Source organism: Plantactinospora solaniradicis, from assembly GCF_042658085.1.
Lineage (GTDB): Bacteria > Actinomycetota > Actinomycetes > Mycobacteriales > Micromonosporaceae > Plantactinospora > Plantactinospora solaniradicis.
In genome coordinates this window covers 867,509-881,708 of sequence record NZ_JBHSPR010000010.1, presented here as the reverse complement: position 1 = coordinate 881,708, position 14,200 = coordinate 867,509, and the positions used below count along the sequence as shown (strand labels likewise).

16 protein-coding genes and 1 tRNA gene are annotated in these 14,200 nt (G+C 69.0%); 12 read left to right on the top strand and 5 right to left on the bottom strand.

Going from position 1 to position 14,200, the window contains the following annotated elements:
• Positions 1-105 precede the first annotated feature (105 nt).
• Positions 106-1,947: a hypothetical protein gene (locus tag ACFP2T_RS16640; RefSeq protein ID WP_377422401.1), complete on the top strand. Its 1,842-nt coding sequence runs from the start codon at positions 106-108 to the stop codon at positions 1,945-1,947.
• Positions 1,948-2,142: 195 nt separating this feature from the next.
• Here the strand turns inward: ACFP2T_RS16640 and ACFP2T_RS16635 are convergent, their stop codons facing one another.
• Positions 2,143-3,435 (bottom strand): glycosyltransferase family 87 protein, encoded by a 1,293-nt coding sequence (locus tag ACFP2T_RS16635; RefSeq protein WP_377422399.1) that lies wholly within the window; start codon positions 3,433-3,435, stop codon positions 2,143-2,145.
• A gap of 73 nt (positions 3,436-3,508) precedes the next feature.
• Here ACFP2T_RS16635 and orn point away from each other — a divergent pair, with 73 nt between their 5' ends.
• Positions 3,509-4,099, top strand: coding sequence for an oligoribonuclease (gene orn / locus ACFP2T_RS16630; RefSeq protein ID WP_377422397.1), 591 nt, complete (start codon positions 3,509-3,511; stop codon positions 4,097-4,099).
• Between the two features lie 135 nt (positions 4,100-4,234).
• Positions 4,235-4,307 (top strand) — tRNA-His (locus ACFP2T_RS16625).
• Positions 4,308-4,380: 73 nt separating this feature from the next.
• Here ACFP2T_RS16625 and ACFP2T_RS16620 read toward each other — a convergent pair.
• The 3 genes from ACFP2T_RS16620 to ACFP2T_RS16610 form a co-directional block, all read right to left on the bottom strand.
• The gene (locus ACFP2T_RS16620; RefSeq protein ID WP_377422395.1) at positions 4,381-4,599 is read right to left on the bottom strand and encodes a hypothetical protein; all 219 of its coding nucleotides are present in this window, start codon (positions 4,597-4,599) and stop codon (positions 4,381-4,383) included.
• A 205-nt stretch (positions 4,600-4,804) separates the two neighbouring features.
• On the bottom strand, positions 4,805-5,782 hold the full coding sequence (locus ACFP2T_RS16615; protein WP_377422393.1) for a hypothetical protein: 978 nt from the start codon (positions 5,780-5,782) through the stop codon (positions 4,805-4,807).
• Positions 5,783-5,981: 199 nt separating this feature from the next.
• Positions 5,982-6,707, bottom strand: coding sequence for an NUDIX domain-containing protein (locus tag ACFP2T_RS16610; RefSeq protein WP_377422391.1), 726 nt, complete (start codon positions 6,705-6,707; stop codon positions 5,982-5,984).
• A 54-nt stretch (positions 6,708-6,761) separates the two neighbouring features.
• On the opposite strand from ACFP2T_RS16610, the gene ACFP2T_RS16605 reads away from it, so the two are divergent.
• From ACFP2T_RS16605 to ACFP2T_RS16565, 9 genes are all read left to right on the top strand, one after another.
• Positions 6,762-7,766, top strand: a complete 1,005-nt coding sequence (locus ACFP2T_RS16605) for a DUF2637 domain-containing protein (protein WP_377422389.1) — start codon at positions 6,762-6,764, stop codon at positions 7,764-7,766.
• A gap of 10 nt (positions 7,767-7,776) precedes the next feature.
• Entirely contained in the window at positions 7,777-7,959 is a 183-nt protein-coding gene (locus ACFP2T_RS16600) for a hypothetical protein (RefSeq protein ID WP_377422387.1), read from the top strand.
• An 11-nt stretch (positions 7,960-7,970) separates the two neighbouring features.
• The gene (locus ACFP2T_RS16595) at positions 7,971-8,276 is read left to right on the top strand and encodes a hypothetical protein (protein ID WP_377422385.1); all 306 of its coding nucleotides are present in this window, start codon (positions 7,971-7,973) and stop codon (positions 8,274-8,276) included.
• 83 nt (positions 8,277-8,359) lie between these two features.
• A complete protein-coding gene (locus ACFP2T_RS16590; protein WP_377422383.1) occupies positions 8,360-8,641 on the top strand; it encodes a hypothetical protein in 282 nt (93 codons plus the stop codon).
• Positions 8,642-8,763: 122 nt separating this feature from the next.
• Positions 8,764-9,126: a hypothetical protein gene (locus ACFP2T_RS16585; RefSeq protein ID WP_377422381.1), complete on the top strand. Its 363-nt coding sequence runs from the start codon at positions 8,764-8,766 to the stop codon at positions 9,124-9,126.
• A gap of 17 nt (positions 9,127-9,143) precedes the next feature.
• On the top strand, positions 9,144-9,629 hold the full coding sequence (locus tag ACFP2T_RS16580; protein WP_377422379.1) for a hypothetical protein: 486 nt from the start codon (positions 9,144-9,146) through the stop codon (positions 9,627-9,629).
• Positions 9,626-11,152, top strand: coding sequence for a hypothetical protein (locus ACFP2T_RS16575; protein WP_377422377.1), 1,527 nt, complete (start codon positions 9,626-9,628; stop codon positions 11,150-11,152). Before ACFP2T_RS16580 ends, ACFP2T_RS16575 begins: the two co-directional genes overlap by 4 nt.
• Before the next feature lie 81 nt (positions 11,153-11,233).
• Positions 11,234-13,213, top strand: coding sequence for a hypothetical protein (locus tag ACFP2T_RS16570; RefSeq protein WP_377422376.1), 1,980 nt, complete (start codon positions 11,234-11,236; stop codon positions 13,211-13,213).
• Between the two features lie 13 nt (positions 13,214-13,226).
• Positions 13,227-13,658 carry a DUF6221 family protein gene (locus tag ACFP2T_RS16565; protein ID WP_377422374.1) on the top strand — a complete coding sequence of 144 codons (432 nt, stop codon included), beginning with the start codon at positions 13,227-13,229 and terminating at the stop codon, positions 13,656-13,658.
• 174 nt (positions 13,659-13,832) lie between these two features.
• Here the strand turns inward: ACFP2T_RS16565 and ACFP2T_RS16560 are convergent, their stop codons facing one another.
• Positions 13,833-14,060, bottom strand: coding sequence for a GntR family transcriptional regulator (locus tag ACFP2T_RS16560; RefSeq protein WP_377422371.1), 228 nt, complete (start codon positions 14,058-14,060; stop codon positions 13,833-13,835).
• Positions 14,061-14,200 lie beyond the last annotated feature (140 nt).

Sequence of the window (14,200 nt, the reverse complement as noted above, 5' to 3'; positions counted from 1 at the left end):
GGCACCTGCCGGCGGGCCAGCGGCGATTTCAGCCAATAATCCGTGTTAAAGCGATTTCGCTCGGTATGGTCGGCGAGTTACTGCGACCCTGAGGGAGAAATGCGAATGCGGTTCGTGCGACTGATCGCCGGGATACTCCTGCTCACGATCGGGCTGCCGATGCTGTTCATCGGTGGTGCACTGTGGACCGTCCTACAGCAGCGCAGCCCCAACGGCGCGTTCGGCGGTCCGCTGGACCGGGTCGACACGCCTGGACACGCGGTCGTCGTACCGGACCTGGACGCGCTGCTGCGGCAGGACGCGCCCTTACTGCGTACCACTCGGACCGGGATGCGGATCATCGCCCGTACCGGATCGGACCCGGCCTTCATCGGGCTCGCCCCCGCCGCCGAGGTTGCCCGGTACCTCTCCACCACCTCCTACGCCCGGATCGACCGGGTGAGCGTGACCCGGGGTCAGTTGCCGTTGCACGTCAGTCCGGCCGAGCCACCCGCCAAGGACGCCACCGTCGGCGTTCCTGGCGAGCAGAGCCTCTGGGTCCGGCACGGCGTGGGTGTGCTGGACCTGACCCCCGACGACGTACGCGGCCACCGGCTGAGCCTGGTCGTCATGCGTCCGGACGCGCGTCCCGGGGTCGAGACCGGCCTGCGGGTCGAGGTACGCCCCGGCTGGCTCAGCCCGGCCGCCTGGAGCCTGCTGACCGTCGGCGGCATCCTGGGGCTGCTCGGCATCGTGCTGCTGGCCCGACCTGTGCGCCCGCGAGAGGTCGTCTTCGTCGTCGAACCCGACCAGGTCCCTGCCTTCGCCGCCAGGCTCGGCATCGCCGCGTTGAACGAGCTGGGCCACTCCTCGGACCGGTACCGTCGAGCGGTCCGGGACAGCGCCCTGGCCCGCTCCCGGACGTCGCTGGCCGACGCGCCTCCGACGGCCTGGCCCCTGCCGGCCGAAACACCGGGTTCGACCCGGATACCGTCGTCGCCCCGGCCGGTGCCGTCGAACGGGCGGCTGTCGTCGACCCGGCCCGCGACCCTGGCGGATGTGCTCAGCCCGTCGCGGGGCGGCGCCGCAGGCGTGGGGCCGGATACCGAGCCGGCCGACCGCGTGGTCTGGCCGTCGCTCAACTCGTCCGCCGGTTCGTCGCTCAACTCATCGACCGGTTCGTCGCTGAATTCGTCGGGCGGTTCGTCGCTCAACTCGTCCGCCGGTTCGTCGCTGAACTCGTCGGCCAGCTTGTCCGTCAACTCTTCGGTGAGGCCGTCGACCAACGCCCCGACCGGTCCGACGGTCAGGTACACGTCTGAGGTGCGGTCGGCCCGCGCTCCCGCTCCCGCCCCGGCGCCGTCGCCGATGCCCACGCCCCCACCTACCCCGGTGCCCGCTCCCACGCCTGCTCCGCCGCTGCCGTCCCCGACGCCGCCGATGCCGGCACCGCCCAGGCCCGTACCGGTTCCGGCGGCCTCAGCCCCGCTCCTGCCCGTCCTGTCCGCAACCATCCCGACCCCGCCCGCCTCGCCTGCTTCCGAGCCGGCACCGGTCGCTTCCGAGCCGGCACCGACTGCCTCAGGGCCGGCGCCGACTGCCTCAGGGCCGGCGCCGACCGCTTCCGAGCCCGCTCCGACTGCCTCGGGTGAGGGGACACCGGCAGTGGCATCCGGTGGCCCGGTGGTGGCCGAGGCCGGTCCGGCGTCACCGCCGAATGCCGCGCTGGCCCGCCAGTTCTCGCTTCGGCCGGCCAGTCCCGGAGCCGCGCTGTACGACCTGGGACAGCACCGGACAGCGCGGAACGGGCTGAACCGTTCGAGGGGTTACGAGCCGGTGATCCGGTCGGCCGGGATGGACGCGCCGTCGGATCGCCGTACCGGCAACGCCGCACCGGAGTCGGAGGACGGGCCGGGGGAGCGGATCAACGACGTACGGCGGCCGAGCCCGAGTTCGTCGACCCCCTGAGGAGAGCGGGTCGAACTAACGGCGCGAGCCCGTGGGGGCGCTTCCGCGCGGGCAAGTGGCCCCCCGCGCTGCCGACACGGGGGGCCACTTTCACCGGGGGATCGGTGTACCGAAGGGACGTTTCAGATGTTGTCCCCAGATTAACCGCATCATGGCCTACTGGATAGATCTGTCCATTTGGCGCAAGTTCTGCTACTAGCGGACGCTTGGTTCGTGTCTCGGGGTGTTGGCTCCAGTGCTCGGCTCCGTCGACTCCGCCCGGATGGGCAGCAGCACGAGCAGGAGTAACGCGAACAGGACGTACACGTTCCGGAGCAGGAACTCGCCTGGGGCGTTGGTCCGGTCGAACGCATCACCCCAGTCGTGGTACGACACCACGCCGTAGACGATGCCGGCGGTGAGCAGCAGGGCGAGCGCCAGCAGGGCGATTCTGCGGCGCTGTCCGGTCGACCCGGACGTAGGATCGGGCCGGCGAAGGCCGGCGTCGACCAGCACCACCACGGCGGGAATGAACCAGTAGGCGTGATGGGTCCAGGTGATCGGGCTCACCAGGACACCGACCAGGCCGGTGAGGGTCAGCCCGGCCAGGTGGTCCCCCGCCCGCATGGCTCGTGCGGCCCGCCACAGCCCGTACCCGGCGATGATCACCACCAGCACTACCCAGAGCAACCGGTTCGGCTCACCCGGGGTGGTGAACCGGCTCAGTAGCCCGAACAGCGACTGGTTACCCGTGTAGTCGGGTCGGCCGACCCGGTCGGTCAGCCACAGTTCGTGGGTCCAGAAGCGCCACGAGTCGCCGGGCGCGATCGCCGCCGCCAGCAGGGTCGCCACGGCAGCGGTGGCGCTGGCTACCAGCGCCGCCCGCCACTTGCGGGCCGCGAGCAGGTAGACGATGAAGATCCCCGGATACAGCTTGAGCGCCGTCGCCAGCCCGATGCCGACGCCGGACCAGCGAGATCCTCGGGGTACGGCGAAGAGCAGGTCGGCCAGGATCAGTGTGACGAGCAGCATGTTGATCTGCCCGAACGAGAGGGTCTCCCGGGTGCTTTCCACGCCGAGCACCAGCGGGACGGCGACTCCGGCCGCGAACCACCAGGGCAGCCGGTGTCGGGCGGCGACCGGCTTGACCAGCCACCAGGTGGTCACCACGAGCGCGACCAGGGTCAGGACGGTGAAGAGCGTCACCGTGACCCCGATCCGGAGCCCGGCGAACGGCCGGAGCAGCAGCGCGGCGAAGGGGGGATAGGTGAAGAACAACTCACCTTGTACCCGGTCGCCCTGCACGTAGTCGTACAGCGGATGACCGTCGGCCCACCACTGCATCGCACTCATGTAGATCTTGAGGTCGAAGAAGTTGTGCGGGGTGTCCAGCAGGTAGAGGAGTGGGACCAGGGCGATGATCACCACCATGGCGGCGACCAGGCGTGCGGTTCTGCCGCCGGGATCGTCCTCGTCGGTGGCGGGTGGCACGGGGGGATCGGCTGGCACGGGAAAACCCTAGCGGGCCGTTCTGTCCGCAGCGTTGAGGCGCGGGTTGCTGGGCTACGCGTAGTCTGGGCGCGTGGCTGATCTTCTCGTCTGGGTCGACTGTGAGATGACCGGGCTCGACCTCGGCAAGGATGCGCTGATCGAGGTCGCCGCGCTGGTTACCGATCGTGATCTCAACGTGCTCGGTGAGGGTGTGGATGTCGTGATCCATGCCGACGATCAAGCTCTGGCGGAGATGCCGGAGATCGTCCAGGCGATGCACAAACGGTCGGGCCTGACCGAGGAGGCGCGCCGGTCGACGGTGACCCTGCGCGAGGCGGAAGACCTGGTCATGGACTATGTCACGGCCTTCGTCAAGGATCCCAGGACCGCGCCGCTGTGTGGCAACTCCATCGCCACCGACCGGGGCTTCCTGGCCCGGGACATGCCACGGCTGGACACCCACCTGCACTACCGCATGATCGACGTCTCGTCGATCAAGGAACTCTGTCGCCGCTGGTACCCCCGGGTCTACTTCGGCCAACCGGCCAAGGGACTGGCCCATCGGGCACTGGCCGACGTCCGGGAGAGCATCCGGGAACTGGAGTACTACCGGCGGACCCTCTTCGTTCCGCTGCCGGGGCCGGACGTCGACACCGCCAAGGCCATCGCCGCCGAACTCTGAGCCGGGTGGGCGGCTCGTCGGTACGGGTCCGCAACCCGGTCGACGGCGGGGGCAGGGGTGTGGCTATCATTGGTCGGCGCCCCGGCCGGATCGGATGATCCGGATGCGGCGCATGCTCCAGGTCAAGTGAACATGGTGGCTGTAGCTCAGTTGGCAGAGCACCGGGTTGTGGTCCCGGGTGTCGTGGGTTCAAATCCCATCAGTCACCCTTAAAGAAGTGCCAGGTAGGGGTCGGTTTTCGCCGGCCCCTACCGGCATTCTGGGGGCATTATGGGGGCACATCACCAACGGCGTAGCTTGCCGATTCGGATGCCGAGCCGCATGGCGATGGTCGCCTCCCGACCCCGAGGGCAGGCCATCCAGTCCCGCAGCATCGCGTATATCGCAGCGAACCCGAGCACCACGGCGACCGCGACGCAGACCCGGTTGGCTTGTTCACCGTGGTGATAGAGGCCGATCGCGCAGGTGGCCACGTACAGCCAGGCGGTCGACGCGGCCACGCACAGCACTCTCGTGCTGGTACGGGGCTTGCGGCGTGCGACTTGATCGGTGGGGGGCATAACCCCAGTGTGATTCACAGGTCAGGCTCCGATTCCATCAGGCGGGGATGGTCGGAGGTTGGGCTGGCTACAACCTCCCGCCGGCATACCGCGTCGTTGCGGTGACCGGCCCGGAGACCGCGTGGCGGGTCGCGGCCGGGCTCGGTCAGCCGGGGCTGGGTGGCCAGAGCGTGAGTCTGCCAGGGGGCAGGGCGTCGTTGTGCCGGTCGTGCATCGCCGCGGGCCGACGGTAGTCGAGCACCCACACGCGGGTGAGGACCGCGGGCCCCGCGAGAGCCGGGTCCCCGCCGCAGTTTGGCAAGGTGGCAGGCATCTCTTCGTAGGCGTTGTGGCCGGTGTCCGGATCACACGGATTGATCGGCACCCCAGACCTGGGACCAGGCAGATGACGGGGGACATCCGCCTGGTCCCGGGTACTGGCGCCGGAACTGACCGCCCTGTCGCGGTCGTCCCGACTGTCACAGACCGACCCGCCCGTGCGCGGACCGGTCTGGAAGTCAGGGGTGTTGAGGTCGCTGGTCCACGGTGTCGGAACCATGTCGCCACCGAACGGCGGCCCCTCGATCTCGGTGGTCGGCGCGACGGGCTGTTCGACGGGGGGATCATCGGTCACCGGGGTGTCCACGACCGGCGTGGTCGGCAGCTCCGGCTCGGGCTCCGGTGTCGGTTCGGTGTCCGGAGCCGGTGGTGGGTCGACGGGGTGCTGCGGGCTGCCGTCGTCTCCTCCCACCGGCTCCGGGGTCACCTCGTCCACGATGTCCTCGATCACTTCTTCGATCGGTCCACGTGGACGTTCCGGCTCTTCCGTCTGCTCGGGCTCCGGCCGCGGGTCGGGCTCTGGCGTCGGATCGGCCGGGCGTTCGGGTGCTTCTTCGTCGGTGTCGTCAGGCGGCCGGGGGTCGTCCCCACCCCGGTCGTTGCCGCGGCCCGGTAGGACGTCGTCGAGCAGCTCGTCGAGCGGACCCCCCGGCCGCTCGCGTGGCTGCTCCTGCTCGATCCGGACCGGTACGTCATCGGCGAACGCGGTGCCGTGGTCGAGTCCCTCAGCGGCGACCCACGCGGCCGCGCAGAATCCGGCGCACAGCGCCAGTCGTTGGATGGCTCGGACGGTGCGAGGTTGCACGCTGCCCTCCCCACGATGGCTGTGCGTGGAACTTCTACCTGTATGGCGCACGAGGTTACCGGCGTGTTACATGGGGTGGTCAATAGCTTCCACACTGGACAGAACGAACGTTCAGGTTAGCTCGTCCTTAGCACAACCGTTCGGTTGATCTACGGACCACCGGGTCGGTTGACGGCCGTTCGGGGGACATCCGGGGAAGCTACTGACCCCGCAGCTCGCGCTGGAGGTAGTCGAGTACAGGGTCGAAGATGCCGGGCAGGAGTTCCTGGGCCTCCGCAAGACTGGCCCACTTCACTTCGGTCAGTTCGTCCTCGTCGCCGACGAACACGTCCAGCTTTCCCAGTGGTGTGCAGGAAAGATAGATCATCGTCCGGCCCGTCTTCGGGTGCACCCGGCGTCCGATCTCTCGCTCGGCGGTACGGACCAGCAGCCCGGTCTCTTCCTTGACTTCTCGGGTCGCTGCGTCGGCTGGTGACTCACCTGGCTCGATCTCGCCAGCGATGAAGGTCCACGGTGGGTTGCCGTCAGTCCGCTTTCCGACAAGGACCCCGAGGCGGCTGGTGACGATGGCGGCGACGACCGGGCTGGGCTCGGGTCGGGTGGCGGCTTCGGGCGCGTGGTCGGCTGGGCGACGGCGCCGGCCGATGAGTCGGTCAACCGCACCAATGGAGATCATCCGGTAACCGCCCCGCTCGGTGCGGTACCAGTCCTCACCCTCGGCGCCAAACTGGCCGTCGTCGATGAGTCGGCGGATGGTCTGGGTGCTGTCGGTGAATCCGGCGTCGCGGAGGCGCGTGTGGACCTGGCTGATCGTCAGGTACCCCGGTTGCGCGCTCACGTCGTCTCCCAAATCTGCCAACCCTTGCAAGTTGACCAATCGTCGCATGGCGAGGACCCATGGGTGAACTCCCGGCAGACTCATCATGGGCCAACCTTACCAAGCTTTCCAACTCTTCCAAGTTGTGTCATGCTGGACCACATGACAGAGCAGACCACCCAGACCCCCGGACCGGACCAGACCGGCCAGGGAAACCAGACCCCCCGGACCCGGTGGCAGCGGTTCGCCGCCGGACTGCCGACCGGTCTGGCTCTGCTCCTGATCGGACTGGTCTGGCTCGCCGGGGCCGTCTGGTCGTTCGAAGAGCAGACCCAGTTCGCGAAGTCCCGCCACTTCCAGACCCCCGAACTGCTGCCGCTGGTGCTCGACGGCATGGCTATCGCGATGGCCGCCGTGGCGTACGCCGCCAGTCTGGACGCCAGACCAGCCGTACTCGCCCGGCTCGGCACCGCGCTGGCCATCGCGTGCAGCGCTGCCAGCAACGCGACCTGGGCGCACGTCCGGTCCGGTGGCGAGGATCAGACCATTGCGCTCGCGTCCGGCGTGCCGGTCTTGTCGATGATCGCCTTCGAGGTGCTGCTGGCCGAGATCCGCAAGCGGGTGATGCGCCGCCGCGGCCAGCCCGGACCGGCTGCCATCACCTACCCCCGCCTGGTCCGGCTGTTCCTGTCCCCGTGGTCGACGTTCGTCACGTGGCGGCGCGAGGTGCTGCGAGCAACGGACCCCAAACTGGCGTTCGAACGGACCCCAGGCCGGACCGGACAGGCCGTTGAGCAGGCCCCGTCCGTCGAACCACTGCCGGCCGTCGAGCCGGACCGCCCAGCGGACCAGTTGGCCATCGAGTCCGGACTTGCGCAGCGGACCCCGTCGGCAGACCCCCGCCCGCCAGCACGCCAGACGCCGGTCCGACGCCCCGGTCTGATCCGCCCGTCGGCTCCGGGCAACGGGGTGGTCCGGCTGGACCGGTCTGGCGACGACCGGGCAGACCTGGCGAAGCTGCGGCGCTGGCAGACCTCCAACGGTGGCCAGACTCCCAGTATCGGCCAGACCCAGCAGATCGTCGGCGGCGGCCGCTCCCGGGCCATCCGGCTCAAGAGTCTGCTGTCCGACCAGACCGCCGACGACGCCGACCGGGCCGCGGTCTGAGGGGGTCGGGATGCGGACCAAGACGCTCGGCGAGCTGATTCGGGACTACGGCCGGGCCATGAACATCGCCGGCACGTACGCCGGTCTGGGTAGCCGGTACGCCGCCCGGTCCGAGCAGGTGAAGGCGAACGCGCTCTACGCCGAGATCGAGAAGCGGCTGACCAACGACGACGTTGACCGCGCTGCGGTCTGAGAGGAGACACCATGAACGACTTGCGAATCCCGCCGCCGGACACCACCGAACCGACTGACAAGGAGTGGGTTGCCCACGTGACCGCCAGGTGGCAGTCGCTTCAGGCCGGAGAGGGGCTGCTCAACAACCTCACGCCCGGCCAGTCGACGGCGCAGGCCACGGCGGCCATCGCCCAGGCGCACTTCCATCGGGCCCAGGCCCTGGCCCTGATGCAGATCGTGGACCGGCTCGACAGCATCGACATCAACCTGGGCGACTACCTGGAGCGTCCGTCGTGGCCGGTCCGGCTGTACCGCCGCCTACTGCACCGCAACTGACCAGCCAAAACACCAGTCGCGGGGCGCGGCTCACCGACCAAAGCAGCGCCGCGCCCCGCATTTCTCCGAAGGAGGAGACCAGTATGACCGACCTACTCCCCGCCCGACCGATGCCGCTGGCTCGGCGTCCGGCGCCTGCGCCACCGACGACGAACCGGTGGACGGGCGTCGTCTACAAGCTGCTCGGCGCCCTCACCGCGCCGGTCGCGGGCACGCTCATGAGCGCCATGGGTGGCCCCACCTGGCTCACGCGACTGTCACTCTGCGTATCCCTTCTGGTGATCGCGGCGTGCTTCTTCGCGCTGCTGATGGAGCGCCGAACGGTCCAGCGGGCCAACCGCCGACACACCCGCTACGTGAGGTAGTGACCATGACCGAAATCGTGACCGACCGTAACTCTGCACCCTGCAATGCAGAGTTGAGGCCCCCTCCGCGTCGGCGGCCCAGCCCGCGTCCGCGTCCGGAAACTCTGCACCCTGCAATCACCGTGAGCGACGCGCCGAAGTTCGATCTCCAGGCGTGGCTCGCACGGACCAAGGGGTTCTGGACCCCGCCCGCAATGCTCACCGAGCGCCGGCCGGCGGCCGAGCAGATGCGGCTGTACGCCCGCCGCGCCCGCTACGCACCGTCGACCGGACCGCGTCGGGCGCTCGGCGTCGCCTGGTGCAACTGCGTCGCCGTCCCGTACGTCGCCTGGGTCCGCGCCAGGGAGTGGGTCATCGAGCGTCCGGCCCGGTTCGTGGGCGCCGCGATCACCGTCAAGTTGCTGTCCGAGCTGCCGCCGGTCGAGTGGGCCGTCGACAACGTCATCAAGCCGGGCGCGGCGTTCGCGCTGTGGCTGTTCGTCTGAGAAGGGAGGAAAAGATCATGGCAAGAGGAGGGGGACGGGTCGTTCAGCAGGCCCGGAGCAAGGGCGTGAAGATACTCGCCTGGGTGTCGCTGGGTGCCGCGCTCGTCGGCGGTCCGCTGGTGGCGGCGATGTTCATCGGTGACGCCATCCAGACGGTGCTGGAGGCGGTCCCGTGGTCGTGGGTGCCGCCGGTGATCCTGGCGGTCCTGTTCGTCATCTTCGTGCGGGACATGGTCATCGACTGGGAGCCGAACCACCAGGCGATCTACAGCCTGCTGGTGATGCCGTCGGTGGCCACGGCGACCCTCGGCAATCTCGGCAACCGAATCGACCAGTGGTCGGGTTCGGCGCTGGCTCTGGTCGCCGACCCGCTGCGTGAGGAACTGGGCACGGGGTCGCCGATCGCGATGGCGCTGGTGGTCGCGGCGACGGCGATCCTGCTGGCGCAGCGGGCTATCAAGCGCGGTGGCGGCGGGCGTGGCCAGCGGGAGGTGTTGGCGTGATCTTCGACGTTGCCGCCCTGTGGCTCATCCTCTGGCTGGTCCAGAACGCGGCCGTGGACGTGTCGTGCGCGATCAAGGGCACCGAGAACCCGCGGTACGCGCTCAAGCGGCAGAAGGCGCTGGCCGCCGGCAAGCAGGCGCCGGCCCAGCCCCGGTACGGCAGTCGGGACTGGTTCGGCGACCTGGTGTCCGATGGCCTGGCGGCGCAGACCGAGCGGCGCCGGGCGAAGGCCGCCGAGAAGGCCAAGACCGCCAAGAGGGACGAGCGGCCCCTGGACGACCTGGCCGAGGCGGTTCGCGAGGAACATCGACGCCCGGTCGCCCCGGCCACGGTGGACACGGAGGAGTTTCCCGAGTTCCGGCGCGGCCCGGGTCCGACGCCGTCGGTGGTGCATGAAGACGGTAGGGCCGACGATCCGATCCAGCGAGTCATGGATCGGATCGTCGAGCAGCGGGCTCGCAACGGCGGCTCCGGCCTGACGAAGTGCCAACACTGCGGAACGACCGTGAACGTTGGCTACCTGCACCCCCGGACCATCAACGGTCAGCGCAAGCAGGTGTGCGCCCACTGCGCGGGGTTGATCAAGGTCGACGCCTCCTTGTTGACTCCGGTGCCCAACGGTCAGCCGGCGAACGCCAACGACCTGCTGTTCGCAGTCACCGAGGATGGCAAAACCGCCCGATCCGTGCCGCCGCGTGGCCCCTCGGTGCCGGCGGACGTCCTGGCGACGGCTCGCGCCGCTCTTGCCGAGATGGACCCGGAAGGACATCGACGGCTCGCCGTTCTGGACAGGGTTGCCACCAGGGTCGAGAAGGTCCACCCCAACGTGGATCCGGCGATGGTCGACGAGGCCGTGGTTCTGGCCGACCGGAACGAGACGTACATGCCCGACCCGTATGCGGCCGTCAGGGGGAACACCCCGGAATCCGACAACCGGCCCGCTACCTACCGCTTCAACTCCGACGACATGCGCGGCTTCGAGCCGCTGACCGTCACCTGCACCCGCGACGAACTCGCCGACAGGATCCGGGACCACCTCGACCCGGGCGGCAACTTCGACTTCGACGTCGAGGTCAGCGAGGACGGCCGCACGGCCGCCATCAGGAACCACGGCGAGGACCCGCACGGCACCGTGCGGATCGCCCGCATCGATGAGCCGAAGGACACCCGTCCGGACGCCGTCATCTATCAGTTCCCCAACCCGAAGAAGATCGAGAAGGAGATCCGCATGGCTACCAGTGAGGTAACCGGCCTGTCCACCGCGCTGGCGTTCGCCCAGACCGCCGCTGACGCGCATGCCTCGTTCGCCACCGGCGGCACCGAGGGCTACACCGGCGCGCTCGCACAGCACGGCGTCGGCGACGGCTGCATCAGCTCGGCCAAGGAGGCGCAGGAGGCGTCGTCCATCGCCGCCGCGAAGTGGGCCAAGCACCACGAGGACCTGACCGCCCAGCTCAACGTCAAGGAGGCGTACCAGGGCAACCCGGACGCCGGCAACAAGCAGTTCCTGCTCAACGGCTGAGCCCGGTTCCCGCCGTCGGGCAGCGCGTCGATGCGGATGCGCTGCCCGCGCGGTGGAAGCCGGGACACCCGAGGAGGAACCGTGAGCACGACCACCACCACCGAGGTGCCGGCCGACCAGCAGGCACCGCCCGCCCCGCCCGTCGTGGGTGGGCTACGTCCACAACTCGCCCCGCACGCCGCTGTCGGCGCCCTGGTCGTCGCGGCCGGCGCAGCCCGAATCGCCACACACCTCGTCGGCGACGAACAGACCGTCGCTACCTGGGTGGCCGGTACCGCGTTCGTCATCGCGGTGGTCGCCGCTACCCAGGTCCGTCGTCGCGTGTTCGACAAGCGGGCGAGGCGCCGGGCACTGACCTTCGTCGCCGTGGCCGCCGGCTGGTTGACTGCGGTCACGCTGACCGGGCTCAGCCTTGGCGCGATCGGCGTCCTCATGGCGCTCGGGTACGCGCTGTCGATGCACTGGTGGCGACAGCACCCCCTCGCGATGATCCAGCCGAAGGCCAGCCGGTCGGAGTACCAGCGGCTGTGGTCGGAGAACATCGGCTGCTCCGACGGCTGCCTCACCGGATCTCGGCTGGCCAACCCGGAGCCGATCGACGCGGGCATTCGGTACACGCTTCGGCTGCGGCCCGGTAGGCAGCACCTGGGCATGGTGCTCGACAAGCTCAGCACCATCCGTGGCGGGTTGAAGTTGCGGCCCGACCAGGAACTCATCGCCGAGCAGCACCCGACCGAACCCGAGCCGTCCGTTCTGCTGACGATCGTCACCCGGTCCCCGATCAAGCAGACGGTGTTCTGGCCCGGACCCTGCGCGTTCAACTCGGTCACCGGTGAGGTCCAGCTTGGTCCGTATGCCGACGGTGAGGGCGCCGCCAGTTGGCATGTGTACACCGAAACTCGCCTGCTGGGCGGTTACCTGCAAGGCGGCACCAACGGTGGCAAGTCCCGCACGATGGAAATGCTCGCACTGACCATCGCGGCGTCGGAGTCTCACCCCACGGTGATCCTGTACGCGGATGGGCAGGGTGGGGCGTCGTCGCCGATGCTGATGGACCACGCCGACGTCCGGGCGAGGACGGCCGAAGAGTGCCTGTCGATGCTGGAAGGCCTGTACCTGGTCATGCAGCTACGCCAGGACGAAAACTCCGTCTGGAAACTGCGTGGGTTCAGTCCGTCGGTGGACCGGCCGGGGCTGCTGGTCTTCATTGACGAGTGTCACAAGCGCCTCCATAAGACCCACAACTCGCTGTACTGGGCGCGTACCCAGTTCCTGGTGGCAGCGATCGCCAGTGAGGGCGGCAAGGTCGGTGTGGCGCCGGTCCTAGCGTCGCAGCAGTCCACCCTCGACGCGTTCGGCGGAGCCGGATCCGACTACTCGGAGAAGATCCGATCGAACCTACTGAGCGGGAACGGCCTCATCTTCAAGGGCAAGGACCCCAACGTCAAGGAGGTGTTCGGGGTCGACGTCAACCCAAAGAAGTTCCCTGACCTGCCCGGCTACGCCTACGTCGCCAACACCCGTCCGGGGTCGCGGCTGGCGCCGTTCCGCAGCTGCTACCTAACCGACGAGATGGCCGAAGAGTGGCCGGGCCGGATCACATGGCGATCGCTGGACGCGGGCTCGGCGGCGGCGTGGGGTGCCTCTTACCTACATCGGCACGAGCTGGCCGACGCCTCGCTGGAAGCAGCCCGCCAGCGGATCGCCGACCGCCGCGCCGGGGTCATCATGCGGGAGTCGGTGGTGGAGACTCAGCCGATAGCCCCGCCGGCCGACGCCGCGCTGACCGTGTTCGGCGCGACCGAATTCCCTTCGTGGGCGGCGATGGAGGCCCAGGCCCGACAGGAAGCGCGCCGGCAGCTCGGCCCAGGTCACGAGCGGGTGCTGGACGCGATCCGGTCCGGGCATCAGAAGCCGGGGCAGATCGGAGACGCCACCAAGTACTCCGACCGGCAGGTGTACAACCTGCTTGGCGAACTAATGGAGGCCGGTTTCGTCCGTCGCGTCGTGCCGGACGGTGGCAAGCTCGGCTACTACGTACCGGTGGAGCAGGCAGCCTGAGATGATCGTGCCCATGAGCGACCTGATCCCCTGGATCTGCGCCCAACTCGACGAAGACGAGCGAGTGGCGCTTGCTGTTCGCGACCAGCGATGGGTATACCGGCGCTCCTACGACAACGCGGCCGATCAGACCGACCATGTTCTGATCATCGGCGACCGGGCCGTTGGTGCCGACTTCGGCGACGATCCTCTGCGGCCCACCGAAGCCGAGCATGCCGCCCTTCATGATCCGGCGCGCGTCCTAGCCGAGGTCGCCGCCAAGCGGCGGATCATTGATCGCCACCAACCAATTGAGATCATCGACGCCCTGTATTGCACGCACTGCGGAGTCCTGGGCGGACAGCGAGCCCGCGATGTCAACTGGCCCTGTCCCGAGATCCTTGATGCGGCGGCACCGTACGCCGACCGCGAGGGCTACCGCGAGGAGTGGCGGCCAGACGCCTGACCCCACGTACGACGAAGCGGCCCCGGCTATCCCATGAGGGACGACCGGGGCCGCTGGCGTAGTAGGGGTGCCGGGCTCGCGTGGATTCGGGGAACAGCCTCATCATCCCGGCTTCTTTGCAGGGCCTCCCCGTTACACCTTCACCACGCTCCGAGTATAAGCCTGCTCAGCGTGCTACCGACCACCCAGCCGCACGTACAGCCCACCCCGGCGCACCGACTCCAGCAGCCCGGCGGTGACCAGCTCCCGGGTGGCGTCGCGGATCGTCTGCTCGCTCACCCCGTACTCGGCGGCGAGCTGGGCGCGGGACGGGATGCGGGTGCCGGGACGCCACTCCCCGGCGCGGATCCGGCGGGTGAGGTCGGCGATGACACGCTGCTTTTTGGTCTCGTCTGCGGGCACGGCGGTGGGGCTCCTTGGCAGGATGCCGTCACCTCACCACGCCGATCATGCGGGGTCCAACATGGCTGGTCAGCGGGTTGACTTGGTATACCAAGGTCGGCAAGATGCCCGGTGTGGTCGGGGTTCCTTGGCAGGTCCGG